We start from the raw sequence: 26,956 nt of genomic DNA, 5'->3' as shown, positions 1-26,956 counted from the left end.
GTTGGTTTAATAACGATATTATACCACATTAACGCGGTGCCGTGTTAAAACTAATAGACAAAAGAAAACTGCCGAGAGGTTTCTCGACAGTCTGAGCGTTTCTTCTTTTCAGAAGAAACGCTTTTTTTCTTTATTCTTCGTAGCCGTTCACCAACACGTCGAGCTTGCCGGTCTCCGGATGGATGAGGAGGCCGTGTACCGGGACGCCGGCGGGAAGCAGCGGATGATTCTTAATGATTTGCACGCTCTTCATGACGCCTTGCGTGACGTTATCGAAGCCCGTGAGCCACCGTTCCAGATCGATGCCGCCGTTGCGAAGCGTCTGGATCGTATTTTCGGAAACGCCGCTCGCCTTCGCCTTTTCGATAATGTTGCCTGCGTTCAATCCGGTCATGCCGCATTCATGGTGGCCGACGACGAATACTTCCGACGAATTGAGCTCATACAATGCGACCAGGATGCTTCGCATAATGTTGCCGAAGGGCTGGGTGACGATCGCGCCTGCATTGCGTATGATTTTCGCGTCTCCGTTGCGCAGGTTCATCGCGCGCGGCAGCAGGTCGATGAGGCGGGTGTCCATGCAGGTGAGAACGACCATCTTCTTGTCGGGGAATTTATCCGTTAAGTACTTCTCGTACTTCTTCTCCTCGACGAAACCCCGATTGTGCTCCAAGATCGATTCTAAATGATTCATCTCTTTCCCCTCCACTCTGGTGAAGATTATACTTGAAAACCCATCTCGTTGTCACGAACCGAAAGGTCCGGGAACGTTAACGAAGCGCACGGCATCGCCGCCATGGACGCTCCTCGGCGCGCCGCTTCGTCGATCCAGAGCTGAAGATCGGACACTGTCCGGAAACCGAGCAGCTCGGCTAACGGGCGCGGGACGTCGGAATAAAGAAACACTCGATGCTTCTGCAGCACTTGATGCAGGATATGCAGCTTATGGGCGCCGAGCACGAATCGCTCCTCCAGCTCGCGAACGGCGCGTTCGCGGTCGATGCGCGTCTCGGCCCACTCCAGGAATGTCCCGTTCCCGTACAGCTCCTGGCACCGGGCGATGAGCAGAATACTGCCTCCGGGCTTCGCGAAGGCGGCGGCGTTTTCGAGCGACTTGATCGCTTGGTACAGCTGCATATCCTTCGGATATCCGCCCGCGGAGGCGACGACGACGTCGTATTTGCGTTCGTTGGAGACCAAGAACTGGTCGCGGGCGAAGGAGGCTCCCCGCCTATGCGCTTCCGTAGGATGACCGGCGAACGCGGCCAGCGCGCGACGTCGATGATCGGCGACCACGTTATAGAGGAAGTGGATCGGCACCATGGCGCACGCTTCTTCGATGTCGCGGTGCAGCGGGTTGTCGGCGAATCCGGGAACGGCGCGGTAGCGGTGCGACAACCCGTGATGCCGTTCGATCGAAGCGGCGGAGGCGACGCCGGGGAAGAGCGCCTTGCACCCGCCGGACAGGCCGACGAGCCGGTGCGGCTCGATATTGCCGGTGGCGATGCGCAGATCCGCTTCAGCTACCTTGCGGTTCAACTCGATCGGAGTGCCGAGCGAGGTCGTGCCGACGAACAGACAGTCCTCCGAAGCGGCGGAATGATTCTCGACAAGAACCCGGCGGAACGCCGATTCGCCCGCGATGCCGCGCAGCTCGTCCGCCGTCTGGGCGCGGTGCGTTCCGAGCGCGACGACGACGCGGACCCGTTCGTCGGGAATGCCGCCCTCGTTCAGCGCGTCAAGCAGCTGAGCCAGGAACGACGCCGTCGGGCTCAGGCGCGTGACGTCGCTGACGAGAATGACCGCATCGCGTCGACCGGCCGCCAGTTCCGGCAGGGACGGGGAGTCGATCGGCGAACGGAGCGCCTGACGCAGCAACGCATCCGCGTCGGCGCCCTCCGCGACCGGAGTTCGGTACGAGAGGACGACGGGATCGGCGTAAGGCCAGGTTACGGTCAACTCTTCGGTTCCGTAGGCGAATCGCAAGGGACCAGCCTCCTTTTTCGATGGACCTAATTATTTCCGCTATTGGCGCGTTCCATTCCGGGATACCCTACGAATACGAAAAAGGGGGGAACGACGTGCGTTACGCCATCGCGTTGTTAACCGCGCTCGGAACGGTCTACTGCTTAGTCCCGCCGATTCGCCTCGCCGCGATGCGATGGGGGTTCGTGGATCGGCCCGCGCCGCGGAAAATTCATCGGACGCCGATCCCGCTCATGGGCGGAGTGGCGATCTTCCTAGGCTGCGTCGCGGCCTTCTACGCATTCATCGGCTGGACGCCGCTGACGGCGTCAATCGTCTACGGAGGCGGCGCGCTAATGGCCGTCGGGCTGGTCGACGACGCATATAAGACGAGGGGCAAGGAGTTCCCGGTATGGCCTCGCATTATCGTCTACACGATCGTTTCTTCGATTCCGGTTTGGTTCGGCATCGAGATCGCGGGCGTCCGCTTCGGCGGCGAGCACATGTGGATGTTCGGGGGCGGATGGAGCATACTTGCGACCATGCTGTGGGTGTTCGCCTTGATCAACATGATGAATTTCATCGATGGGGTCGACGGATTGGCTTCGGGCATCGCGGTCATCTCGTCGCTCACGCTGCTGACCGTGGCGCTGCTCAAGGGGCAGGGTCCGTCCGCGGCGGCGGCGGCGGTCGTCGCCGGAGCGGCGCTCGGCTTCCTTGCGTACAATTTCTACCCTGCGAAAATGTTCATGGGCGACGCCGGGGCGACCTTCCTCGGCTACGCGCTCGCCGTTATCGCGGTCGACGGCGCGTTCAAGAGCGCGGCGGCGCTGTCGCTGTTCGTGCCGCTGCTCGCGGTAGGCGTGCCGATTATGGATACGGCGATCGTATTTTCGAGAAGGCTGCTGTCGGGCAAAGGGCTTCATCGGGCGGACAAGCTGCACACGCATCACAGCCTGCTCCACTGGGGGTTGAATCAGAGGCAAACCGTCTCTTTCCTTTATTTGGTCGGGGCGGTATTTTCGCTCCTTTCGATCCTTTTGCTCTTAACCCTCGGTTGACTGTGCTACAATAAGGAAAAACGGACAGGCTGAGGAGACGAGGATGGAACTGGAGCAGCTGCGGAGTAAACTAGAGACGATCTTCGGGAAGAAAGTAACGGCGCAGAAGGACCACGGAGAAGCGGTCCGGGGCGAGGCGTTCGCGGCCGCGGGCGCGACGCTCGTCGTGCACGGCGAATTGACGTCATCGGAACGAAAGCTTGTAGAGCTCTTGTTGGAAGACGGAGCCCGGCCCGAGCCGAAGCCGGGAGGCGGCGGAACGGACGACGAGCGGCTGGCCGCGGCGCTGGCGACTTGGATTATGGAGCGGCTGGAGCAAGGCGACCATGACGCCGACTTGCCGGAGTCGTTCGCGCGCTGGCCGATGCTTGCGGGATCGAAGGTGCCGCTGCTCGTCTACGGAGATTATCCGGAGCGGCTGCCTTCAAGCTCCTACGCCGACCTGAAGAAGCTGCTGAAGACGTTCTTCGAGGCGGAGGTCGCGCTCATCCCGTTACATAATAAGATGTGGTTGATTTTGGCGGACGCGTCGTTGCTGTCCGAGGAACGGGAAGGCGAAGAGGAGTCGATCGAAGAGGCGTTGTCCGCGTTGGCGTCGGGTCTGCAGGATATGGCGGCCAGCGAGTGGGTCGGCGAGTGTCATGTGGCGACGACGTACCCCTTTTCCCCGGCGGGCTCGCTCGTGCACACGGTCGCGACGCTACGCGAGACGATCGAGTTGGGAAGAAATTTCCGGTTATCCTCCAACATTCACTTGCCATGGGAGCTGCGGCTCGAGACGCTGCTCGACGCGGTGCCGAAGCGGGCGAAGAACAGATTTCTGGAAGGCGTGCTGCGGCGCGCGGAGCCGTCGTTCGATCCCGAGATGCTGCAGACGCTGGAAGCGTTCTTCACCGAAAACTGCAACGTCAGCGATACCGCGAAGCGCTTGTACATTCATCGGAATACGTTGCTGTACCGGCTCGACAAGTTCAAACAAGAGACGGGGATGGACGTCCGGGACTTCGAGCATGCGGTACTCGTGCGATTGGCGCTTCTCTTGTATAAAGTAACGAAAAGGAAATAGATTTTTTGTAAACCTTGTGCATAGTCGTCCTCCCCCTCCTGAGGTAGAATGAATTTATCAGGTTACAACAATATGTGTTAGGGGGACTACTGATCATGGCAGGAGTACGCTTAGAGCACGTTTATAAAAAATACCCGGGTTCCGAAACAGCATCCGTTACCGATTTCCACTTGGACATCGCAGATAAAGAATTCTTGGTTCTCGTCGGTCCGTCCGGCTGCGGCAAATCTACGACGCTTCGTATGATCGCAGGCTTGGAAGAGATCTCGGAAGGCACGCTGTACATCGGCGACCGCGTCGTGAACGACGTCGCTCCGAAAGATCGCGATATCGCGATGGTATTCCAGTCCTACGCCCTCTACCCGCACATGAACGTATATCAAAACATGGCATTCGGCTTGAAGCTCCGGAAGTTCAAGAAGGCCGACATCGACAAGCGCGTCCGCGAAGCGGCGAAGATCCTCGACATCGAGCACTTGCTCGAGCGTAAGCCGAAGGCTCTCTCCGGCGGTCAGCGCCAACGTGTCGCCTTGGGCCGCGCGATCGTTCGCGAACCGCAAGTGTTCCTGATGGACGAACCGCTCTCCAACTTGGATGCGAAGCTCCGCGTACAGATGCGCGCCGAGATTTCGAAGCTGCACAAGCGCCTCGAGACGACGGTCGTCTACGTAACACACGACCAGACGGAAGCGATGACGATGGGCAGCCGGATCGTCGTTATGAAGGACGGCTTCATTCAGCAAGCCGCTACGCCGGAAGAAGTGTACAACTACCCGGTGAACATGTTCGTAGCGGGCTTCATCGGTTCGCCTTCGATGAACTTCATCCAAGGCAAGCTGGTCGATGAAAGCGGCGAAGTTCGCTTCAAGGCGAACGGCGTGAACGTCGTATTCCCGGAAGGCCGCGCGAAGACGCTTCGCGAGAAGGGTTATGTCGGTAAAGACGTCGTGTTCGGCGTTCGTCCGGAAGACATCCACCAAGAGCCGATCTTCCTCGAGGCGTCCCCGAACAGCATCGTGAACGCGAACGTCGAAGTCGCCGAGAACCTTGGTCACGAGATGTTCCTCTACCTCGCTGGCATCGGCACCGAGTCGATCATCGCTCGCGTCGACGGCCGTGCGGGCGTGAAGGAAGGTTCGAACCTCCGTCTCGCATTCGACATGAACAAAGCGCACATCTTCGACAAGGAAACGGAAAAGAACGTATTCTTGTAATAATTTCGATAAAGAAGTCGCCCCGGGAGGGGCGGCTTCTTTTTCTATATGCCGAGGGGGCGGCGGTTTGGTTGATTTCGCCATAGGTTTCCGATACGATGGGGAAAGAAGTCAACTGTGCGTAAAATGGGAGACGTTCATTCTATGGCGAAAAAGGTGAAAGCGGCCGATCTGGTCAAACATTTCGGCCTGGAAGTGTTGGCCGGCGAGGACGGGCTGAAGCGGCCGATCGCCGTAGCCGATCTGCATCGGCCGGGATTGGTGCTCGCGGGGTATTCGAATTACTACGCGAAGGAACGGGTGCAGCTGCTGGGCATGACGGAGCTGAGCTTCTTCGAGACGTTGTCGGAGAGCATGCGCCGCGAGCGGGCGGAAGTGCTGTGTCAGGAAGAGACGCCGTGTCTGCTCGTGACGCGAGGCCTGGACGTACCGCAAGAATTGATCGAAGCGGCGGAGAAGCACGGCATTCCGCTGCTGCGCGGGACGATGACGACGACGATGTTCGCCAGCCGACTGACGGGATATTTGGAAAATCGGCTCGCCCCGTCGACGACGATTCACGGCGTCTTGGTCGATATCTACGGCGTCGGCATGCTGATCACCGGCACGAGCGGCATCGGGAAAAGCGAGACGGCGCTCGAGCTCGTGAAGCGGGGCCACCGGCTCGTGGCGGACGACGCGGTGGAAATTCGGCAGACGGCCGATAACGAGCTGCACGGCAACGCGCCGGATCTCATCCGACATCTGCTGGAAATTCGAGGCCTCGGCATCATTAACGTCATGACGTTGTTCGGCGCCGGCGCCGTACGTAACTTCAAGAAGATATCCGTCGTCGCGCGCCTGGAAAACTGGCAGCAGGATAAGCAATACGACCGTCTCGGACTGGACGAAGAGAAGACCCGCATCATCGACACGGATTTGCCGCTCGTCACGATTCCGGTTCGTCCCGGACGAAATCTAGCAGTCATTATCGAGGTGGCGGCGATGAACTACCGGCTGAAGCGGATGGGCTACAACGCCGCGCAGCAGTTCACGAATCGCCTCACCGAGACGATCGCGGAAGACTTCGACGAGGTGGAATAACGGAGGAGGTCGGCTCATGATTCATTCATTGGCGCTGGACCCGATCGCGTTCGCGATCGGGCCGCTCACGGTGCATTGGTACGGCATTATCCTCGGGACTGCGGCGCTGGTCGGTCTGGCGTTGGCCGTTCGAGAGGGCAAACGGTTCGGCATCATCCCGGACTTCTTCATGGACCTGCTGCTCATCGGCGTTCCGTCCTCCGTCATCGCCGCTCGGCTGTATTACGTAGCGTTCCGTTGGCAGGATTACAAAGACGACCCGATCGCGATCTTTAAAATTTGGGAGGGCGGCATCGCCATCTACGGGGCGCTCATCGGCGCGTTGATCGCGGGCTTCCTCTATATCCGTCATAAGGGCTACAGCTTCTGGCGTATCGCGGATATTTGCGCGCCGAGCTTGATCGCCGGACAAGCGATCGGCCGATGGGGCAACTTCGTGAACCAAGAAGCCTATGGCAGTCCGGTGACGGAAGGGTTTCTGCGCGATGCGCTGCATCTGCCGAACTTCATCGTCAATCAGATGTACATCGACGAAGTGTACCGTCATCCTACGTTCCTTTATGAATCGGTATGGAACGTCGCCGGCCTGCTGCTGTTGTTCGGGCTGCGGCGGCTTCCGATCGTTCGCTCCGGCGAGCTGCTGCTCGGATACTTCATCTGGTATTCGATCGGGCGGTTTTTCATCGAAGGGCTGCGGACGGATTCCTTGGCGTTCACGGGGCCGAAGTGGTTGGAAAATCTGCTCGAGAGCCTCTGGTCTCCGATGCTGCTTCTGGCGCCGCCGGGCAAGATGGATTACGGCAACATTCGGATTTCGCAGCTGTTGGCCGTCTTGCTCGTGATCGGAGCGATCGCGTTGATCGTCTACCGCAGGGCGGCGGGCTTCGCGAAGGAGCGATATTCGGACCCGATCGTGTCGACGAAAGCGTCGGCGTCCGGGACGGCGACGGCATCGGCGGGCGCGCCCGAGGCGGCGGACCCGGCTGAGGAGCAAGCGACTACGGAAGAGAGACGGGAGCGTAAGGAACCGCATGATCCGAACGGTACTGTTTGATTTAGACGGCACGATTCTGGATACGAACGAGCTGATCTTCCGCTCCTTCGAACACGCGTGGGAGCGGAAGGGCTGGCCGATGGTTACGCGCGAGCGGCTGACGCCGTATATGGGCGGGAAGCTGCACGATATGTTCCGCGAGACGGCGGGCGTAACGACCGACGAGGAGGTCGAGGAGCTGATCGGCTTGTACCGCGAGTACAACTGGGCCCATCACGACGAGCTCGTCCGCGGCTTCCCGCACGCGCGCGAGGTGATGGCCGCGCTGCGGGCGGCCGGCGTGCGAATGGGCGTCGTCACGACGAAGATTCGCAAGACGTCGGAGATGGGGCTCGCGCTGTGCGGCATGGCGGAGTTCATCGAGACGATCGTCTCGCTCGACGACGTCGAGCACGCGAAGCCGCACCCGGAGCCGGTGCTCAAGGCGCTCGCCGCGATGGGCGTAGACGCGGAGACGGCGCTCATGGTCGGGGACAGCTCGGGAGATTTGCTGGCGGCCCGCGCGGCGGGCGTCCGGTCCGTCGCGGTCGGCTGGTCGATCAAGAGCAAGGAACATCTGATGCGCTGCGAGCCGGACTATTGGATCGACGACATCCGCGAGCTATTGGACATCGTCGGCGCGGCGGGGGTCGAACGCGTATGAGACGATTAGAGCGATATCCCGCCCCTTCGGGGGCGGCGAACGCGTTATGGCATGTGTACCGCACGGTGAGCTTCGCTAAAGCCGTGCGGAATTTTGTTTTTATTCAGATTTCCCGATACATGCCGCTGCTGGCGGTCAAGCGCTGGATTTACCGCCGCGTGCTGGGCATGCGGGTAGGGGAGATGACGTCGTTCGCGCTGATGGTCATGCCGGACGTGTTTTTCCCGGAGCGGATTCAGGTGGGGCGCAACTGCGTCATCGGCTACAATACGACGATCTTGACGCATGAATACTTGATCAAGGAGTACCGATTGGGGGACGTCGTCATCGGCGACGAGGTGATGATCGGCGCGAACTGTACCGTGCTGCCCGGCGTCGTGATCGGGGACGGGGCGGTCGTAGCGGCGGGATCCGTCGTCCATAAGGACGTCGCGCCCGGCGCGTTCGTCGGGGGCAATCCGCTGCGGACGCTGGGCTCGGCGAAAGAAGACGTCCCGCCGGGGGGAGCCGATGCAGCGGATTGACGATTGCGGCGTTGGATCAGAGCGTAGGGAGAGGCGGTCAATCGAACGAAATCGACGGATTGACGCCTCCCATGACGCGTGATATAGTACGTAGTAACGCTTTCGTTTGCTAATATGGTAGCACTTTAATGCGATAAAGAATTGGAGCTAATATCGCCGCATCAGGCGATTGCGTTATATAGATACGGGACGCGAGGAGGAGACCAACTTGTCCAAACCGAAGGTGTTCGAGAAGCCGGTCGGCGTGACGGATTATTTGCCCGAAGCGGTGGAGCGGCTCCGCCGCATCGAGACGAACGTCATGGCCTGTATGCGCCGCTGGGGGTACCGGGAAATCATGACGCCGACGTTGGAGTTTTACGATACGGTCGGCGTGGCGAGCGCGACGAGCGATAAGAAGCTGTTCAAGCTGTTAGACCGCTGGGGAACGACGCTCGTCATGCGGTCCGACATGACGGCGCCGATCGCGCGCGTCGTCTCGTCGCTGCTTCGGGATCGGCCGCTGCCGATTCGCCTCGCCTACCACGCGAACGTGTTTCGCGCGATCGAAGAGGAAGCGGGGCGAAACTCGGAGTTTTTCCAGACGGGCGTAGAGTTGGTAGGCGACGCGAGCGCAGAGGCGGACGCGGAGGCGATCGCGCTGTCGATCGCGTGCCTGAAGGCGGCCGGCGTCCGAAAGTTCCGGGTCGCGCTCGGCCACGTCGGCTTCTTGCACGGCTTGTTCGAGGAGACGCTGCCGGGCCGGGTCGAGGCGCAGGAAGCGCTGAAGGATCATCTGCTGCGGCGGGATTACGTCGGCTACCGCGAGGCGCTGGGCCGTCTCGAGCTGCCTGAATCGGTACGGGTCGAGCTGGAAGGCATCCTGCGGCTGCGCGGCGGCCGGGAAGTATGCGACCAGGCGTTGGCGTTGTCGGGGAGTCCGACGGCGCAGGCGGCGATCCGCCATCTGTGCGAGGTGTGGGCGGTGCTGAACGCTTACGACGCCGTTGCCGACGTCTTGATCGACCTCACGATGACGGGAGACTTCAACTATTACACGGGACTGACCTTCGAGGGATATGCATCTGACTTGGGCTTCCCCGTGCTGAGCGGCGGGCGGTACGACAACCTGCTGGGCCAGTTCGGGCGGCCGGCTCCGGCGACGGGCTTCTCGCTGAAGACGAATCGCATTCTGGAATACGTCGCGGCGAACGACGCGGGCGCGGCGGCGCGAACGGAACGCGTGCTGGTCGCTTATACGAGCGACGCGCGGGAGGAGGCGCTTCGTCAGGCCGGGGCGATTCGCGCCTCGGGCGGCGACGTGTCGGTGACGACGGTGCGGGTTGCCGACGCGGCGGAGCTTCCATTTTCGGATGGGGGCGGTTCGGTAGTGTTCAACGGCGCGGTATACGATCGGGTCGTCACGTTCGGATAAGAAGGGGGAGCGGGACATGAGCGAGGATTTGCTTCGAATCGCGATGCCCAAGGGGCGGATCTATAAGAAGGCGGCGGCGCTGTTCCGAGAAGCGGGCTTCGACTTGCCCGAGGATCTCGACGACTCGCGCAAGCTGATCATTCCGGTGCCGGAGCTGCGGATGGAATTTATTATGGCGAAGCCGGTCGACGTGCCGACGTACGTGGAATACGGCGTTACCGATCTCGGCATCGTCGGGAAGGACGTCTTGGTCGAAGATAACCGCGACGTCTACGAGTTGCTCGATCTCGGCATCGCGCGCTGCCGCATGTCGGTCATCGGGCTGCCGGATTGGAAGCCGACGCTGCATCCGCGCGTGGCGACGAAGTATCCGGTCGTGGCGTCGAAATATTTCCGCGAGCGCGGCCAACAGGTCGAGGTGATCAAGCTGAACGGCTCGATCGAGCTGGCGCCGCTGATCGGGCTCGCCGACCGGATCGTCGACATGGTGGAGACCGGAACGACGCTGCGGGAGAACGGTCTGGTGGAGATGGAGAAGATGTTCGACATCACGAGCCGCCTGATCGCGAACCGGGTCAGCTACCGAATGAAGAGCGAAGCGGTGCAATCGCTGTGCGACCGGCTGTCGGCGGCGATCGCGGTGCGCGCGTAGAGGAGGCTTACGAGATGAATTTACGCATATTGCGTCCGAACGAGTTTCAGCTCGACCGGCGGATCGATAACGAAAACGAGGAGCAGCAAACCGCCGCCCGCAACATCGTCGAGCGCGTGCGGTCGGAAGGCGACCGCGCGGTGCTTGCGTTGACCGCCGAGCATGACGGCGTGACGCTGACGGCGGATCGGCTGCGCGTGACGGCGGAGGAGATCGCCGGGGCTTACGGGGCGGTCGACGAGGCGTTCCTCGAGGCGATTCGCGCGGCGGCGGTCAACATTCGCGCGTATCACGAGAAGCAGAAGAAGCAATCGTGGATCGATGCGCAGCCGAACGGCACGACGCTCGGACAGCTCATTCGTCCGCTCGCGCGCGTAGGCGTATACGTGCCTGGCGGGAAGGCGGCGTATCCGTCGTCCGTGCTTATGAACATCATTCCGGCCGTCGTGGCGGGCGTGAAGGATATCGTCATGGTGACGCCGCCGGCGACGGGCGGGAAGGAAGGGATCGACCCGTACATCTTGGTCGCGGCCGCGGAGGCGGGCGTGTCCGAGGTGTACCGCGTCGGCGGCGCGCAGGCGATCGCGGCGCTCGCGTACGGCACCGAGACGATTCCCGCGGTCGATAAGATCGTCGGACCGGGCAACATCTACGTAGCGCTGGCGAAGCGCTTCGTCTACGGCGTCGTCGATATCGACTCGATCGCCGGACCGAGCGAGATCGTCGTCATCGCCGACGAGGGGGCGAACGCCGCTTACGCGGCGGCGGATTTGCTGTCGCAGGCGGAGCACGACGAGATGGCGTCGGCGGTGCTGCTGACGCCGTCGCGCGCCTTCGCCGAGGCGGTGCAGGCGGAGGTCGAGCGCCAGCTCGAGACGCTGCCGCGGCGCGACATCGCGGCGGAGTCGATTCGCCGGCACGGGGCGATCTTGCTGACGTCGTCGCTGGACGAAGCCGCGGCGATCAGCAACCGGCTCGCGCCGGAGCATCTCGAGCTGCTGGTCGCGGACCCGCTCGGTTGGGTCGGGCGCATCGAGAACGCGGGCGCGATCTTCCTCGGGCCGTACAGCGCGGAGTCGGTCGGCGACTACTTCGCGGGCCCGAATCACGTGCTGCCGACGAACGGGACGGCGCGGTTCTTCTCGCCGCTCGGCGTCGACACGTTCCTGAAGCGGTCCAGCCTGATCTCGTACAGCCGGGAAGCGCTGCTCGAGAACGGGGACCGCATCATGACGTTAGCGCGGCGCGAGGGGCTCGAGGGCCACGCGCGCGCGATTCAGGTGCGGCTCGACGCGGAGCGAGGCGAATAGTCGGAGAAACTCCGACTACAGGCGCCGAGAGCGGCCCGGAGGGCGAAATAGTCGGAGAAATTCCGACTACAGGCGCCGAGGCCGGCCCGGAGGGCGAAGTAGTCGGAGAGACTCCGACTACAGGCGCCGAGGCCGGCCCGGAGGGCGAAATAGTCGGAGAAATTCCGACTACAGGCGCCGAGGCCGGCCCGGAGGGCGAAATAGTCGGAGAAACTCCGACTACAGGCGCCGAAGCCGGCCCGGAGGGTGAAGTAGTCGGAGAAACTCCGACTACAGGCGCCGAGGGCGGCCCGGAGGGCGAAATAGTCGGAGAAACTCCGACTACAGGCGCCGAGGCCGGCCCGGAGGGTGAAATAGTCGGAGAAACTCCGACTACAGGCGCCGAGGGTGGCCCGGAGGGCGAAATAGTCGGAGAAACTCCGACTACAGGCGCCGAAGCCGGCCCGGAGGGCGAAATAGTCGGAGAAACTCCGACTACAGGCGCCGAAGCCGGCCCGGAGGGCGAAGTAGTCGGAGAAACTCCGACTACAGGCGCGACGATACGGACAAATTCAACTTACGAACGGGGGCCAAGCAACAGTGGCAGCAGAAGCGCGGAGGGCGGACATCGCCCGCAAGACGAATGAAACGGATATTACGCTGTCGTTCGCAGTGGACGGAGCGGGAGCGTCGAAGCTGGAAACCGACGTGCCGTTCCTGAACCATATGCTCGACCTCTTCACGAAGCACGGCCAATTCGACCTGAGCGTCGAAGCGCGCGGCGACGTCGACATCGACGACCACCACACGGTCGAGGACATCGGCATCTGTCTCGGCGCGGCGCTGAAGGAAGCGCTCGGCGACAAGCGCGGCATTAAGCGGTACGCGAGCGTCTTCGTGCCGATGGACGAGGCGTTGGCGCAAGTCGTCGTCGACATCAGTGGGCGGCCGCACTTCGAGCTGAAGGGCGAGTTCCCCGCGGCGACGGTCGGGACGTTCACGGTGGAGCTCGTGCACGAGTTCCTGTGGAAGCTGGCGCTCGAGTCGCGCATCACGCTGCACGTCATCGTGCACTACGGACGCAACACGCACCATATGATCGAAGCGGTGTTCAAAGCGCTCGGCCGGGCGCTCGACGAAGCGACGTCGATCGATCCGCGCGTGCAGGGGGTGCCCTCCACCAAGGGGGTACTGTAACGAATGAGCTACATCGCCATTATCGATTACGGCATGGGCAATCTGCACAGCGTAGGCAAGGCGGTCGAGCGGCTCGGCGCCGCGGCGGTCGTGACGGCCGACCCGGCGGCGATCCTTGCGGCGGAAGGCGTCATCCTGCCCGGCGTCGGCGCGTACGGCGATGCGATGGAGCTCATCCGCGAATCCGGACTGGACGCCACGATCGGCCGGGTCGCGGAGAGCGGGCAACCGCTGCTCGGCATCTGCCTCGGGATGCAGCTGCTCTTCACGGAAAGCGAGGAGCATGGAACGCATATGGGGCTGAACCTGCTTCCCGGACGCGTCGAGCGGTTCAAGGGGCCGTTCAAGGTGCCTCACATGGGCTGGAACCGGCTGACGAAGCTGCAGGACAGCCCCATCCTCGACGGCATCGACGGCGGCCATGCTTACTTCGTGCACTCGTACCGGGTCATCCCGGACGTACGGAGCGACTTGCTCGCGACGGCGGATTATTACGGCGAGGTGTCGGCGATCGTCGGTCGGGGGAACGTCTACGGCATGCAGTTCCACCCGGAGAAGAGCAGCGATCTCGGCATGCGTCTCCTCGGCAACTTCTTGAAGCTTAGCGCGGCGAAACCGGCGAAAGGATAAACCACCGTGAAATTCAGACCGTGTATCGATATTCATCAAGGCAAGGTGAAGCAGATCGTCGGCGAGACGCTGCAGGCCGATCCGTCGCAAGTCGTGGAAAATTTCGTCTCGACGCAATCGCCCGGTCACTTCGCGGCCATGTATAAGGAAGACGGCTTGACCGGCGGCCATATTATTATGCTGGGCGGCGGCAACGAGCAGGCGGCGGAGGAAGCGCTGCGCGCCTATCCCGGCGGCTTGCAAATCGGGGGCGGCATCCGAGAGGACAACGCGGAACGCTACCTCGCGCTCGGCGCGTCGCATGTCATCGTCACCTCGTACATTTTCCAGGACGGCAAGCTGAACCGGGACCACCTGGACAAGATCGTCGCGAAGGTCGGCAAGGAGCGCCTCGTCATCGATCTGAGCTGCAAGGAGCGGGACGGCAAATATTTCGTCGTGACGAACCAATGGCGGACGTTCAGCGACTTCGAGGTGAACGCGGCGAACATGGCGGAACTGGAATCGTATTGCGACGAGTTTCTCATTCACGCCGTAGACGTCGAGGGCAAGCGCGAAGGCGTGCAGGAGAAGCTCGCGGCAAGCTTGGCGGAGTGGACGACGATTCCGACGACGTACGCTGGCGGCGCCAGGTCGCTCGCCGACCTCGAACGGTTCCGCGACATTACGGGCGGCCGGCTCGACATTACGATCGGCAGCGCGCTCGATATTTTCGGCGGGCAGCTGCCGTATCGCGACGTGATCGCCTGGTGCGATAAGGAAGGCGCGCGATAGGCGGCGGCCGATCGGCCCAAGGGGGAGAACGAACAACCATGTTAGCGAAACGCATTATTCCGTGTCTCGACGTGAAGGACGGCCGCGTCGTGAAGGGCGTCAACTTCGTCAACCTGCGCGACGCGGGCGATCCGGTCGAGCTGGCCGCGCTCTACGACCGCGAAGGCGCCGACGAGCTCGTGTTTCTCGACATCTCGGCGTCGCACGAAGGCCGCGCGACGATGGTCGACGTCGTGAAGCAGACGGCCGGCGAAATCAGCATCCCGTTCACGGTCGGCGGCGGCATCTCGTCGGTCGACGACATGAAGCGGCTGCTGCGCGCCGGCGCGGACAAGACCGGCATCAATACGGCGGCGGTGCTGAACCCGCAGCTCATTACGGACGGCGCCCGCAAGTTCGGCAGCCAATGCATCGTCGTCGCGATCGACGCGCGCTTCAACCCCGAGTGGGGCGCCTGGGAGGTATACACCCACGGCGGACGGAAGCCGACCGGCAAGCGGGCGATCGAGTGGGCGCAGGAGGCCGAGATGCTCGGCGCCGGCGAACTGCTGCTGACGTCGATGGACGCGGACGGCACGAAGGACGGCTTCGACGTGCCGCTGACGAGGGCGGTGTCCGAAGCGGTCGGCATCCCGGTCATCGCCTCGGGCGGAGCGGGACGCGTCGAGCACTTCGCGGACGTGTTCACGCAAGGGAAGGCGGACGCGGGGCTGGCGGCGACGATTTTCCATTATAAAGAGATGTCGATCGATCAGGTGAAGGGCTATTTGTTCGGAAAAGGAATCGAAGTCCGGTAACGGAACTTGCAGGAGGGAAGAAATCCATGGGAAGCACCGTATTCATGCCGATGAAAGAACTGGCGGCGCAAATCAAGTGGGACGAACGCGGACTCGTGCCGGCGATCGTGCAGGACGCAAGCACGAAGCAAGTGCTGATGATGGCGTACATGAACGAGGAATCGTTCCGGCTTTCGGCCGAGAAGGGCGAGACCGTCTTCTGGAGCCGGTCGCGCAACGAACTGTGGCATAAGGGCGCGACGTCCGGCAATACGCAGCGCATCGCGAGCGTCAAGCTCGACTGCGACGGGGACACGCTGCTCGTCGAAGTCGTCCCGGCCGGGCCGGCGTGCCACACGGGCGCGACGACATGCTTCGAGCGGGAGACGCAAGCGGCCGCCGAGACGGCGCCGAGCGCTCATCGATTCGCGATCTTAGAAGCGCTGGAGCGGACGATCGCCCAACGGGAGAAGGACATGCCGGAAGGCGCGTATACGACGTACTTGTTCGACAAGGGCGTCGACAAAATTCTTAAGAAGGTCGGCGAGGAAGCGGCCGAGGTCATTATCGCGGCGAAAAACCGCAGCGCGGACGAACTGCGCTACGAAGCCAGCGACCTGATCTTCCACCTGCTCGTCCTGCTCCAGGAGCAGAAGCTGCCGCTCGACGAAGTGCTGCAGGAGCTGGAACGCCGTCACAAAAAATAAAAAAGCCTTACGTCCGGCCGCAAGCCGGATGTAAGGTTTTTTTATTGGAGCCTTTTCATGGTACAATTCACTTAAGAGCGTAAACGTTGCGAATTATCGTAAGGGGGACTTGGCGAGGATGCTGTTGCATAGCGATCGAGTGAAGGTGTTTAGCGGGTCGTCGAACCCGAAGCTGGCGGAGGCGATGTGCGCCGAGCTCGGCGTCGAATTGGGTCGAATCAAGCTCGCCCGGTTTAAGAGCGGAGAGATCTACGTGCATTACGAGGAGACGATCCGCAACTGCGACGTATATCTCGTGCAATCGCTGTCCCATCCGATCAACGAGCATCTGGTCGAGCTGATGGTCATGATCGACGCGGCGAAGCGGGCGTCGGCCCGCACGGTCAATCTCGTGCTGCCGTATTACGGTTATGCCCGCCAAGAGCGAAAGGCGGCGCCGCGGGAGCCGATCAGCGCGAAGATGGTGGCCGACATCCTGACGACGGTCGGGGCGAACCGCGTCGTGACGATCGATCTGCACGCGCCGGCGATCCAAGGCTTCTTCAATATTCCGGTCGACCATCTGACCGCGCTCGACCTGATCAGCGACGAAATTCGCGGCATGAACCTGCCGAATCCGATCGTCGTGTCGCCGGACGCCGGCCGCGCGAAGATGGCGGAGAAGCTGGCGGGCTACCTCGACTTGTCGTTCGCCATCATGATCAAGAAGCGACCGACGCACAACGAGTCGGTCATCACGCATATTATCGGCGACGTCGAAGGCCATACGCCGATCATCATCGAAGATCTCATCGATACGGGCTCCACGATTATCAACGTCGTCGAAGGCCTGAAGGAAAAGGGCGCCGGAGACGCGATCATCTGCGCGACGCATCCGGTGTTTTCGAACGGGGCCATCGCCCGGATGGAGCACCCGAACATCGCGAAGGTGGTCGTCACCGATTCGATCGCGCTGCCGGATGCGCTGCCGTCGAACGTGAAGGTGCGCTCGGTCGCCCCGCTGCTCGCGGACGCGATTCGGATCATCCACGAGGGCGGCTCGATCTCGGTGCTGTTCAAGAGCGGGGGCGTCTAAGCCGGGGAAGCCGGACAGGCAAGGCCGAAAGGCGGTACCGGACCCCGCGGAAACTATGCTATACTCGACATGACTTACAACTACCGGTGGAAGACGGAGGTGCCGATCGCACTTGGAAAAGACTAAGCATCTAGCCCCCAAACGGAAAGTCATCCCTCTGCATATGGATGCGACGTTCTTTTTTGAAAGAGCGGTACAGTCGCTGGACCGATACAAATACGACAAGGCGCTGAAGTATTTCCGACGCGCCGTCGAATACGAGCCGGACAATCCGGTCAATCACTGCAATATGGCGGGCATCCTGTCGGAGATGGGGAAATACGGCGAATCCAACGACGTGCTGAAGCACATCGTGGACCGCGTCGACCCGTCGATGACGGAATGCTATTTCTATATGGCGAACAACTTCGCCAACATGGAAGACTTCGAGTCGGCCGAGAAGGCGCTCGTCCATTATTTGGAGCACGACGCCAACGGCCAATTCCTCGATGAATCGGAAGAGATGATGGAGCTGCTCAGCTTCGAGCTGGAGCGTCCGATGAAGATCGCGAAGATCAAGAGCCGCGAGGGGTTCGTCGAGCACGACCGCGCCCGTTCGATGCTCGAGGAAGGAAAATTCACGGAAGCGATCAAGCTGCTCGAGAATTTGGTCCGGATGCATCCGGAGTTTTCCGCTGCGCATAATAATCTTGCCTTGGCTTACTATTACGTCGGACGATTTACGGACGCGCTCGCGGCCGTCAAGCAGGTGCTCGCGATCGATCCCGGCAATCTGCACGGCCTCTGCAATCTGGCGATCTTCCTGCAGCATGCCGGCGAACGCGAACCGCTCGAGGAGCTCGTCGAGCTGCTCGAGAAGACGGTGCCGTACCATCAGGAGCACGTCTTCAAGCTGGCGACGACGATGGGCGTGCTCGGGCGCCACGATTCCGCCCTGCGCCACTTCCGCCGGCTGCTGAAGACCGAAGCGGGGCAGGCCGACGTGTGCCTGTACCATTACGCGGCGGTCGCCTGCTACAATCTGGACCGGTACGCGGAGGCGCGACGCTTCTGGAAGCAAGCGGAGAAGCTCGATCCCGGTTCGGACATTCCGAAGTTCCATATGAACGTCCTGGACCGAATCGAGAGCGGCCTCGCGAAGGACGGCAAGATGACGATCAGCTACCATTACCATCTGCCGTTCGAGGAGCAGCTCCGACAGCTGCAGCGGGCGCAGGCGGCGGGATACGTACCGGAGCGGCTGCGGAACGATCCGCTGCTGCGATCCTCGTTCTTCTGGGCGCTGCGCCACGGCGATCGCGATACGAAGCTGCAGGTCATCCAAGCGTACGGCATGATCGGCGACGCGGAGGTGGCGGACTCGCTGACGGAGCTGCTGTCCGATCCGAACGAAGACGATTACGTCAAGAACGTATCCGTGTTCGCGCTCCGCGGCATGGGCGTGAAGGGGCCGATCACGGCGCTCATCGGCGGCCGGGAGGTCGCGTTCGAGAAGAACGTCTACTCGCCGAACCTGCCCGTCTGGAACGCCGAATGGCAAGAAGTGATCGATCTCGCGATGGTGCGCATGTCGACGCGGTACGATATGATCCAACAATTCGACATGGTGACGCTATGGGTGGAGTTTCTGACCCGCGCGTATCCGGCCATTCCGAAGCTGACGAAGAAGGAAGGCTGGGCGGGCGCCCTCGAATATTTGACGGCGAAGATGCACCGCAGAACCGCGTCGTACCAAGACGTGGCCCGGCGGTACGGCGTATCCATCACGACCGTCAGCAAGCATGCGAAGCATATCGACGAAACGTGCGGCTTGCGCGAAAAGATGGATTCGATCTTTGCGAATTTCGGCGAAAAGTTGTAAGATAGAGTCATTGTTTAGAATCATTCTAAATTCTAAACGGGTATCGGACTGGAGGAGAGAGACGTATGCGGAAAGTCATTATTATCGGTACGGGCCCTGCGGGGTTGACGGCGGCGATTTACTTGGCGCGGGCGAACATGAGCCCGCTTATTATCGAAGGACCGGAGCCGGGCGGCCAGCTGACGACGACGACCGAGGTCGAGAACTTCCCGGGCTTCCCGGAAGGCATCATGGGTCCCGAGCTCATGGACAACATGCGCAAGCAAGCCGAGCGGTTCGGCGCGGAGTTCAAGACGGGCTGGGTGAACAGCGTCGACCTGTCGAAGCGGCCGTTCACGCTGCAGGTCGAAGGCCACGGCGAGCTGCAGGCGGAAGCGCTGGTCATCTCGACGGGCGCGTCGGCGAAGTACCTCGGCATCCCCGGCGAGAAGGACAACGTAGGCCGCGGCGTCAGCACGTGCGCGACTTGCGACGGCTTCTTCTTCCGCGGCAAGAAGATCATCGTCGTCGGCGGCGGCGACTCCGCGATGGAGGAGGCGTCGTTCTTGACGAAGTTCGCTTCGCAGGTGACGCTCGTGCATCGACGCGACGAGCTTCGCGCATCGAAGATCATGCAGGACCGCGCGCGCGGGAACGAGAAAATCAAGTGGGCGCTGAACAAGACGCCGCTTGAGGTCGTCGCCGGCGAGAAGGGCGTAACGGGTCTGAAGGTGCGCAACAACGAGACGGGCGAAGAGGAAGTCCTCGAGACGGACGGCATCTTCGTCGCGATCGGCCACACGCCGAACACGAAGTTCCTCGGCGGCGCGATCGACACGGACGAAGTCGGCTACATTCAAGTGAAGCCGGGCACGTCCGAGACGAACGTTCCGGGCGTCTTCGCTTGCGGCGACGTGCAGGACAACAAGTACCGCCAAGCGATTACGGCGGCGGGCAGCGGCTGCATGGCGGCGCTCGACGCGGAGCGGTTCCTCGAAGGGCATGCGGCGCATGACTGGAGCGAAACGTTGTCCAAATAATGCTAGCACTCTATAGATTCACGCCGCTCGACCCTTGGTCGGGCGGCGTTTTTCCGCTTTCCCGAGGGCCGGAAGATGCCTTGACCTCCCGGAGCGGTTGCCTTATAGTGAGGTACAGAATAATTAACGGTGACGAGGTGGGATCCGCATGTCGCAAGCATTGTATGTAGGCGTCGATATCGGCGGCACGACTGTAAAGGTAGGCATTTGCAACGCGGAAGGGAAGCTGTTGCGCACCTATGAAGGACCGACGGGAACCGAGAGCGGGAACGACGTCATCCTAGACAATATCGCCGCGTACGTGCGCCGGATCGTGGACGATTACAATGCGTCTTGGGACGACGTCGCCGGCGTCGGCGTCGGCATTCCCGGCTTCATGGATTTCGAGACGGGCGTCGTCATTTTCTCGGCGAATTTCCCTTCGATGCGGAACGTGCCGGTGAAGGCGATTCTCGAGCAGAAGCTCGGCAAGCCGGTGAAAATCAATAACGACGCGAACGTCGCGGCGCTCGGCGAGGCGTGGAGCGGCGCGGGCCGCGGCCTCCAGAACGTCGTCGTCTACACGCTCGGGACGGGCGTCGGCGGGGGCATCATCGCCCGCGGAAAAATTTACGAAGGCTTCTCCGGGATGGCGGGCGAGCTCGGCCACGTGCAGGTCGTGCCGGATATGGAAGCGATTCAATGCGGCTGCGGCCAACACGGCTGCGTCGAGACCGTATCGTCCGCGACGGGCATCATCCGCATGGCGAAGGACGCCGTGGAGCGCGGAGACAAGACGTCGCTCGCGGATCTGCCGAGCATCGCGGCGAAGGACGTCTTCGACGCGGCGAAGGCCGGCGACGAAGTCGCACTGCGCATCGTGAAGCGCGCCGCGTTCTATCTCGGCAAGGCGATGGCTGCCACGGCGGTTATCGTTAATCCGGAGCGCTTCATTCTGGGCGGCGGCGTGGCGAAGGCCGGCGATATTTTGTTCGACGCGGTGCGCGAGGTGTTCGCGAAGTATACGCCGCAGCGGGCGATCGTCGACATCGTGCCGGCGGAGCTCGGCAACGACGCCGGCGTCGTAGGCGCCGCGGGCTTGCATCTGCGCGCCTTGTAATTCGCGCCGTTCCGTTTCCGATCGAACGAATCTATGAACCGCAGGGAGGCGAACGATCGCTATGGAGACGAATCAAAGCCAGCATAGGGCGGCGCCCGCGAAGCTCGTGATCATTACGGGCATGTCCGGCGCCGGCAAGACGATCGCCGTACAGAGCATGGAAGATCTGGGCTTCTTCTGCGTCGACAATTTGCCGCCGGTGCTCATTCCGAAATTCGCGGAGCTGATCGAACAATCCCAGGGGCGCATCGGGAAGGTGGCGCTCGTCATCGACCTGCGCGGCCGGGAGTTCTTCACGGCGCTGTCCGAATCGCTCCAAGATTTAAAGAACCACTTCACCGTGCACTTCGAAATCTTGTATTTGGACGCGACCGACTCCGTGCTCGTCCAGCGGTATAAGGAAAGCCGGCGCCGCCATCCGCTCGCGCCGACGGGAGCGCCGCTCGAGGGCATCCGCAACGAGCGCGTGCTGCTGGAAGAGCTGAAGGGCATGGCGACGCAGGTGATCGACACGAGCAACTTGAAGCCGGCGGATCTCAAGGAGCGGATCGCGTCGCGGTTTACGGACGCCGAGACGAACGCGATGTCGCTCAATTTCGTCTCGTTCGGGTTTAAGTACGGCGTGCCGATCGACGCGGACCTCATTTTCGACGTAAGGTTCTTGCCGAATCCGCATTACGTCGAGCACCTTCGTCCGAATACGGGGCGGGAACAAGAGGTGTACGATTACGTCATGAAGTGGAACGACACGCAGACGTTCCTCGCGAAGCTGCACGACATGCTGAACTTCCTTATTCCGCAGTACCGCAAGGAAGGGAAGAGCCAGGTCGTCGTCGGCATCGGCTGCACCGGGGGCAAACACCGCTCCGTCGCCATCGCGGAATATTTGGGCAAGGCGTTCGCCGGCACGGAGACGGAGTCGGTTCGCGTGAACCATCGCGACGCGGATCGAGATAGACATTAGAAGGGAGGGGGGCGCTTGAAGAACCCACCTGCGGCGAAGGACGAAGCGAACCCGCGCGTCGTCGTCATCGGCGGCGGCACGGGGCTCTCGGTCATGCTCCGGGGTCTGAAGAAGAAGCCGGTCGACATTACCGCGATCGTCACCGTCGCCGACGACGGCGGCAGCTCCGGCCGCCTGCGCGACGAGCTGCAGATGCCGCCCCCCGGCGATATCCGCAGCGTCATCAGCGCGCTAGCCGAGTCGGAGCCGCTGCTCAGCGAGATGCTGCAGTATCGCTTCTCGAACGGTACCGGATTGGCCGGGCACAGTTTGGGTAACTTAATTTTGGCAGCGCTGCGGGACATCACCGGCGACTTCGTCACGGGCGTCCGCGAGCTGAGCCGCGTCCTTGCGGTGCGGGGCAGCGTCCTGCCGGCTTCGCACGATTCCATCGTGCTGTCGGCCAGGATGGCGGACGGCGCGGTCGTCGAAGGCGAATCGAAGATTACGAAGTACGGCGGACGCATCGAACGCGTCTCCCTGCTTCCGCCCGACGTGGAGCCGCTGCCGGAGGCGATCGAAGCGATTCGCGAAGCCGACGCGATCGTGCTCGGTCCGGGAAGCTTGTACACGAGCATCATTCCGAACCTGCTCGTGCCGGGCATCACGGACGCGATCCGCGCCTCCGACGCGGCGAAGGTGTACATCTGCAACGTGATGACGCAGCCCGGGGAAACCGACGGCTATTCGGTCGCGGATCACGTGAACGCGATCGCCGGCCATGTGGGCGGCCCGTTGTTCGACACCGTCATCGTCAATAATAGCGACATCCCGCGCCGCGTGCGCAGCTTATACGCGGAGAAGGGAGCCGACGTCGTGCGCCTCGACCTCGAGACGCTGGCGGCGCTCGGCTACCGGACGATCGCCGACGAGCTGATCTTGTTCCAAGGCGTGCTGCGGCACGACGCGAACAAGCTGAGCCACCATATTTATCGGCTTGCGATCGGTCAATAAACGGGAGACGGAAGGGGAGACGAGAATGTCGTTCGCCGCCCAAACGAAGAAAGAATTAACGATGATCGAAGTGGACGAGTGCTGCGCGAAAGCCGAGCTGTCGGCGTTGATTCGCATGAACGGCTCGATGCGCATCGCGGGCGGCCGCATCGCCCTCGACATCACCACGGAGAACGCCGCGATCGCCCGACGCATCTTTACGCTGCTCAAGCGCACGTATCGTCTGCACGCCGAGGTGCTCGTCCGCAAGAAGATGCGCCTCAAGAAGAACAACATCTATATGGTTCGCGTGCCGGCCGGAGTCGAGGAGCTGCTTCGATCGCTCCAGATTATCAAGGAAGGCCAAGGGTTTCAATTCACGCCCGGCATCGAGCCGGACATCATTAAGAACGCTTGCTGCCGCCGCTCGTATTTGCGGGGGGCGTTCCTCGCCGGGGGCTCGGTCAACAATCCGGAAGGGTCGTCGTACCATCTGGAGATCGCCTCCATGTACGAGGAGCATTGCGACGCGTTGTGCGAGCTGGCCAACAAGTTCCACCTGAACGCTCGCTGCATCGAACGGAAGAAAGGGTACGTGCTTTACATCAAAGAAGGCGAGAAAATCATCGAAATGCTCAGCGTAGTCGGCGCCCACCAAGCGCTGCTGAAGTTCGAGGACGTCCGGATCATGCGGGATATGCGCAATTCCGTCAATCGGATCGTCAACTGCGAAACCGCGAACCTGAATAAGACGATCGGCGCCGCCGTGCGGCAGATCGAGAACATAAAGCTCCTGGAGCAAGAAGTCGGCTTGGACAGCCTGCCGGAGAAGCTGCGCGAGGTCGCGGTCATTCGGCTGCAATATCCCGACCTGAACCTGAAGGAAGTCGGCGCGATGCTGAAAGGCAGCGTCAGCAAATCCGGGGTCAATCACAGACTGCGAAAAATCGATGAAATGGCAGAAAAATTGAGAAATTAAGCCGTTTCCCGGTTTGATTCTAGTGCAAGGGTCGGAAAAGTGCTATAATAATGAAAACTTCGTGGTAAACCGTTGCGTAATGGTATATTTACGGTTAGGGGGATATCGAATCCAATGACGAGACAGCCAGTGGTCGTGAAACTAAAAACCGGTCTCCACGCTAGACCCGCGGCTCTATTCGTGCAAGAAGCGAATAAATTTTCATCCGAGGTGTTTGTCGAGAAGGATGAGAAGAAAGTTAACGCGAAGAGCATCATGGGTATCATGAGTTTGGCGATCAGCTCCGGCACGGAAATCCACATAAGCGCAGAGGGCTCCGACGCAGAGCAGGCTGTAAACGCTTTAGTAGCATTGGTCAGCAAGGAAGAACTGGAAAATCAATAGGTCAAGAGGCTTCCGGGATCCGGGAGCTTTTTTTCGGGTGTAACGACTTCGGGATAGTTTACTTATAGAGACGAACGTCGGCTTCGATTCCGGTGAATATACTGGAAGACGGAGCTTTTTTCAACGAACAGGAGGGCTTGGACGAATGATCGTTACTTCGGAACAGGAATGGGCCGGACTTCGCCGCGCGGGACGGGCCGTCGCCGCGGCGCGCGAGGCGATGCTGGCGGCGGTGGAGCCGGGGATCACGACATTAGAATTGGATCGCATCGGGGAGAACGTGCTGAAGGCGCACGGCGCCGTCTCGGGGCCTCAGACGATGTACGACTTCCCGGGCGCGACGTGCATCAGCGTGAACAAGTGCGTGGCGCACGGCATTCCGGGGGAGAACCGTTTGAAGGCTGGCGACTTGGTCAACGTCGACGTGTCGGCGGTGTTGGACGGCTTCTACTCGGATACGGGCTCTACGATGGTATGCGGGACGAAGCCGGATGCGTATAAAAGCTTCTCGCCGGAGCATCCTTACGCGGAGAAGCTGCGCATTCTCGCCGCGTGCGAGCGGGCGCTGTTCGCCGGCATCGGCAAGGCGAAAGCGGGCGGCAAGCTGAGCGAGATCGGGCGCGCCGTGCTGCGGGAAGCGCAGAACAACGGCTACACCGTCATCCGGAATTTGACGGGACACGGTCTCGGACGGCAGCTGCACGAGGAGCCGAGCCACGTATTTAATTACCCGGATCCGCGGGAGCGGCGGCTGCTCAAGAAGGGCGTCGTCATCGCGATCGAGCCGTTCCTCTCGACGGGCGCGACGAACGTGAACGAAGGCGACGACGGCTGGGCGCTGCTCGTGCCGGACAACAGCCTCGTCGTACAGTTCGAGCATACGGTCGTCGTCACCGAGGGAGACGCCGTCATCATGACGTTGGCGGAATAGGCCCCTGCGACGCCGAAAATCTTTTTCGGCTTGGCAACCTTCATCCGGGACTTTCCGTCTAGAAGGATAAGATCTGAACATTCAGACCATTTTCGAACGAGGAAGGGGTTTTTCGGATGAACGGGGCAGCGTGGAAGCGGTGGGCGATCGCGGGAATCGCGGGCGCGATGTTGGCGGCGGCGCCGGTGTACGGGCCGGCGATCGTCGATTCGGCGAAGGGAGGCACGGCGATGGCGGCGGAGACGACGGCGGCGTCGACGGCTCAGCGGACGATTTCCGTATCGGGGCAGGGCACGATCGCGATCCAGCCGGATATCGCGTACGTCAGCTTCGGCGTGTCGACGAAGGGAAAGACGGCGAACGAGGCGCAGACGGCGAACGCGACGGCGTTCGCGGCGGTCGAGAAGGCGCTGAAGGAGCAGTTCGGCATCGCGCCGAAGGACATCAAGACGAGCGGTTTCTACGTCCAGCCGGAGTATAACTGGTCGGATAAGGGACAGTCGACGCTGGTGGGGTATACGGCCGACCACACGGTCACGGTGTCGTACCGCGACCTGGACGGCATCGGCAAGCTGCTCGACGCGGTGTCGAAGGCGGGCGCGAACCGCGTGAACGGCATCCAATTCGGCACGGAGAAGTCGGACGCTTACGAAATTCAGGCGATCGAGAAGGCGATGGCGAACGCGAAGCTGAAGGCGGACGCGATCGCGAAGGCGGCAGGCCGCTCGGTGAAGGGCGTTATTCACGTCCAGCAGGGCAGCGTCGGCAGCGCCCCGCCGCCGTATTATCCGTTGGCGAAAGCGGAGTTCGCGGCAGATGCGGGCGGCGCCTCGACGTCGGTGCAGCCGGGCGAGATGGAAGTGACGACGACGGTCAGCGTCACGTACGAGATGCAATAGCGGTCGGATCCGAGCCGCTTCGTCCTCTTCTGGAGGGCGGAGCGGCTTTTTCGTATACGCCGGCGGAGTGTTCCGCGGCAATGAGCCGCTAATAAAAACCCCTGTGCCGCTCGAAGGAGCGACGCAGGGGTTTTCCGATTATTGGATTTTCTCGATGACCTTGTCGATCAAGCCGTATTCCTTCGCTTCCGCGGCCGACATGAAGTAGTCGCGGTCGGTGTCCTTCTCGATCCGTTCCAACGGTTGACCCGTACGCTCGGACAAGATGCCGTTCAGCTTGTCGCGCATCTTGAGAATGCGCTTCGCGCGGATCTCGATGTCGGACGCTTGCCCTTCGGCGCCGCCGAGGGGCTGATGGATCATTACTTCGCCGTTCGGGAGCGAGTAACGCTTGCCCTTGGCGCCGGCCGCGAGCAAGAACGCGCCCATGGACGCCGCCATGCCGACGCAAATCGTCGAGACGTCCGGTTTAATGAATTGCATCGTATCGAAAATCGCCATGCCCGACGTGATCGAACCGCCCGGGCTGTTGATGTAGAGGCTGATGTCCTTCTCCGGGTCGTCCGCAGCCAGGAACAGCAGTTGGGCGATAATGCTGTTCGCCACGACGTCGTTCACCGGCGTTCCCAGGAAAATAATGCGGTCTTTCAGCAACCGGGAGTAAATATCATAAGCACGTTCGCCGCGGTTCGTCTGCTCCACGACCATAGGGACCAAATTCATG

At 61.5% G+C, this 26,956-nt stretch carries 28 protein-coding genes; 25 read left to right on the top strand and 3 right to left on the bottom strand.

From position 1 onward, the window contains the following. Positions 1-130: 130 nt before the first annotated feature. On the bottom strand, positions 131-694 hold the full coding sequence (locus FE782_RS26310) for a beta-class carbonic anhydrase (protein ID WP_138197340.1): 564 nt from the start codon (positions 692-694) through the stop codon (positions 131-133). A gap of 26 nt (positions 695-720) precedes the next feature. Then, entirely contained in the window at positions 721-1,986 is a 1,266-nt protein-coding gene (locus FE782_RS26305; protein ID WP_138197339.1) for a nickel-dependent lactate racemase family protein, read from the bottom strand. A gap of 95 nt (positions 1,987-2,081) precedes the next feature. On the opposite strand from FE782_RS26305, the gene FE782_RS26300 reads away from it, so the two are divergent. The 25 genes from FE782_RS26300 (at position 2,082) to FE782_RS26180 (ending at position 26,232) form a co-directional block, all read left to right on the top strand. Then, positions 2,082-3,026 (top strand): MraY family glycosyltransferase, encoded by a 945-nt coding sequence (locus FE782_RS26300; protein WP_138197338.1) that lies wholly within the window; start codon positions 2,082-2,084, stop codon positions 3,024-3,026. Positions 3,027-3,069: 43 nt separating this feature from the next. Next, the gene (locus FE782_RS26295; protein WP_138197337.1) at positions 3,070-4,092 is read left to right on the top strand and encodes a PucR family transcriptional regulator; all 1,023 of its coding nucleotides are present in this window, start codon (positions 3,070-3,072) and stop codon (positions 4,090-4,092) included. 95 nt (positions 4,093-4,187) lie between these two features. After that, positions 4,188-5,306 (top strand): ABC transporter ATP-binding protein, encoded by a 1,119-nt coding sequence (locus tag FE782_RS26290; protein ID WP_138197336.1) that lies wholly within the window; start codon positions 4,188-4,190, stop codon positions 5,304-5,306. Between the two features lie 144 nt (positions 5,307-5,450). Next, entirely contained in the window at positions 5,451-6,389 is a 939-nt protein-coding gene (gene hprK, locus FE782_RS26285) for an HPr(Ser) kinase/phosphatase (protein ID WP_138197335.1), read from the top strand. 16 nt (positions 6,390-6,405) lie between these two features. After that, positions 6,406-7,443, top strand: a complete 1,038-nt coding sequence (gene lgt / locus FE782_RS26280; RefSeq protein ID WP_138197334.1) for a prolipoprotein diacylglyceryl transferase — start codon at positions 6,406-6,408, stop codon at positions 7,441-7,443. After that, entirely contained in the window at positions 7,421-8,086 is a 666-nt protein-coding gene (gene ppaX / locus FE782_RS26275; RefSeq protein WP_138197333.1) for a pyrophosphatase PpaX, read from the top strand. The genes lgt and ppaX overlap by 23 nt, the downstream gene beginning before the upstream one ends. Continuing rightward, complete coding sequence (locus FE782_RS26270) at positions 8,083-8,610, top strand: acyltransferase (protein ID WP_138197332.1); 528 nt, start codon at positions 8,083-8,085, stop codon at positions 8,608-8,610. Before ppaX ends, FE782_RS26270 begins: the two co-directional genes overlap by 4 nt. Before the next feature lie 208 nt (positions 8,611-8,818). Then, a complete protein-coding gene (locus FE782_RS26265; RefSeq protein WP_138197331.1) occupies positions 8,819-10,024 on the top strand; it encodes an ATP phosphoribosyltransferase regulatory subunit in 1,206 nt (401 codons plus the stop codon). 16 nt (positions 10,025-10,040) lie between these two features. After that, the gene (hisG, locus tag FE782_RS26260; RefSeq protein ID WP_138197330.1) at positions 10,041-10,676 is read left to right on the top strand and encodes an ATP phosphoribosyltransferase; all 636 of its coding nucleotides are present in this window, start codon (positions 10,041-10,043) and stop codon (positions 10,674-10,676) included. 14 nt (positions 10,677-10,690) lie between these two features. Then, positions 10,691-11,986 carry a histidinol dehydrogenase gene (gene hisD, locus FE782_RS26255; protein WP_138197329.1) on the top strand — a complete coding sequence of 432 codons (1,296 nt, stop codon included), beginning with the start codon at positions 10,691-10,693 and terminating at the stop codon, positions 11,984-11,986. 579 nt (positions 11,987-12,565) lie between these two features. Next, entirely contained in the window at positions 12,566-13,162 is a 597-nt protein-coding gene (hisB, locus tag FE782_RS26250) for an imidazoleglycerol-phosphate dehydratase HisB (RefSeq protein ID WP_138197328.1), read from the top strand. 3 nt (positions 13,163-13,165) lie between these two features. Then, entirely contained in the window at positions 13,166-13,792 is a 627-nt protein-coding gene (gene hisH, locus FE782_RS26245; RefSeq protein ID WP_138197327.1) for an imidazole glycerol phosphate synthase subunit HisH, read from the top strand. A 6-nt stretch (positions 13,793-13,798) separates the two neighbouring features. Next, positions 13,799-14,566, top strand: a complete 768-nt coding sequence (gene hisA, locus FE782_RS26240) for a phosphoribosylformimino-5-aminoimidazole carboxamide ribotide isomerase (RefSeq protein WP_138197326.1) — start codon at positions 13,799-13,801, stop codon at positions 14,564-14,566. A 38-nt stretch (positions 14,567-14,604) separates the two neighbouring features. After that, the gene (hisF, locus tag FE782_RS26235; RefSeq protein ID WP_138197325.1) at positions 14,605-15,363 is read left to right on the top strand and encodes an imidazole glycerol phosphate synthase subunit HisF; all 759 of its coding nucleotides are present in this window, start codon (positions 14,605-14,607) and stop codon (positions 15,361-15,363) included. A 26-nt stretch (positions 15,364-15,389) separates the two neighbouring features. Next, positions 15,390-16,049, top strand: coding sequence for a bifunctional phosphoribosyl-AMP cyclohydrolase/phosphoribosyl-ATP diphosphatase HisIE (gene hisIE, locus FE782_RS26230; protein WP_138197324.1), 660 nt, complete (start codon positions 15,390-15,392; stop codon positions 16,047-16,049). Between the two features lie 118 nt (positions 16,050-16,167). Then, the gene (locus FE782_RS26225; protein WP_439116459.1) at positions 16,168-17,124 is read left to right on the top strand and encodes a ribose-phosphate diphosphokinase; all 957 of its coding nucleotides are present in this window, start codon (positions 16,168-16,170) and stop codon (positions 17,122-17,124) included. Between the two features lie 112 nt (positions 17,125-17,236). Continuing rightward, positions 17,237-18,985 (top strand): tetratricopeptide repeat protein, encoded by a 1,749-nt coding sequence (locus tag FE782_RS26220; RefSeq protein ID WP_439116458.1) that lies wholly within the window; start codon positions 17,237-17,239, stop codon positions 18,983-18,985. 65 nt (positions 18,986-19,050) lie between these two features. Continuing rightward, positions 19,051-20,004: a thioredoxin-disulfide reductase gene (gene trxB / locus FE782_RS26215; protein WP_138197323.1), complete on the top strand. Its 954-nt coding sequence runs from the start codon at positions 19,051-19,053 to the stop codon at positions 20,002-20,004. Positions 20,005-20,152: 148 nt separating this feature from the next. Continuing rightward, positions 20,153-21,103: an ROK family glucokinase gene (locus FE782_RS26210; RefSeq protein ID WP_138197322.1), complete on the top strand. Its 951-nt coding sequence runs from the start codon at positions 20,153-20,155 to the stop codon at positions 21,101-21,103. A 61-nt stretch (positions 21,104-21,164) separates the two neighbouring features. Beyond that, positions 21,165-22,067, top strand: coding sequence for an RNase adapter RapZ (gene rapZ, locus FE782_RS26205; RefSeq protein WP_138197321.1), 903 nt, complete (start codon positions 21,165-21,167; stop codon positions 22,065-22,067). A gap of 15 nt (positions 22,068-22,082) precedes the next feature. Continuing rightward, positions 22,083-23,060, top strand: coding sequence for a gluconeogenesis morphogenetic factor MgfK (gene mgfK / locus FE782_RS26200; protein ID WP_274388769.1), 978 nt, complete (start codon positions 22,083-22,085; stop codon positions 23,058-23,060). A gap of 25 nt (positions 23,061-23,085) precedes the next feature. Then, positions 23,086-24,018 carry a DNA-binding protein WhiA gene (whiA, locus tag FE782_RS26195; protein WP_138197320.1) on the top strand — a complete coding sequence of 311 codons (933 nt, stop codon included), beginning with the start codon at positions 23,086-23,088 and terminating at the stop codon, positions 24,016-24,018. A 114-nt stretch (positions 24,019-24,132) separates the two neighbouring features. Then, the gene (locus FE782_RS26190) at positions 24,133-24,402 is read left to right on the top strand and encodes an HPr family phosphocarrier protein (RefSeq protein ID WP_138197319.1); all 270 of its coding nucleotides are present in this window, start codon (positions 24,133-24,135) and stop codon (positions 24,400-24,402) included. Between the two features lie 145 nt (positions 24,403-24,547). Next, positions 24,548-25,333 carry a type I methionyl aminopeptidase gene (map, locus tag FE782_RS26185; protein WP_138197318.1) on the top strand — a complete coding sequence of 262 codons (786 nt, stop codon included), beginning with the start codon at positions 24,548-24,550 and terminating at the stop codon, positions 25,331-25,333. A gap of 116 nt (positions 25,334-25,449) precedes the next feature. Continuing rightward, on the top strand, positions 25,450-26,232 hold the full coding sequence (locus tag FE782_RS26180) for an SIMPL domain-containing protein (RefSeq protein WP_138197317.1): 783 nt from the start codon (positions 25,450-25,452) through the stop codon (positions 26,230-26,232). A gap of 138 nt (positions 26,233-26,370) precedes the next feature. Here the strand turns inward: FE782_RS26180 and clpP are convergent, their stop codons facing one another. Next, entirely contained in the window at positions 26,371-26,955 is a 585-nt protein-coding gene (gene clpP, locus FE782_RS26175; protein WP_202914615.1) for an ATP-dependent Clp endopeptidase proteolytic subunit ClpP, read from the bottom strand. Position 26,956 lies beyond the last annotated feature (1 nt).

Source organism: Paenibacillus antri, from assembly GCF_005765165.1.
GTDB classification, from domain to species: Bacteria; Bacillota; Bacilli; order Paenibacillales; family YIM-B00363; genus Paenibacillus_AE; species Paenibacillus_AE antri.
This window is presented reverse-complemented; position numbering and strand designations above follow the sequence as displayed.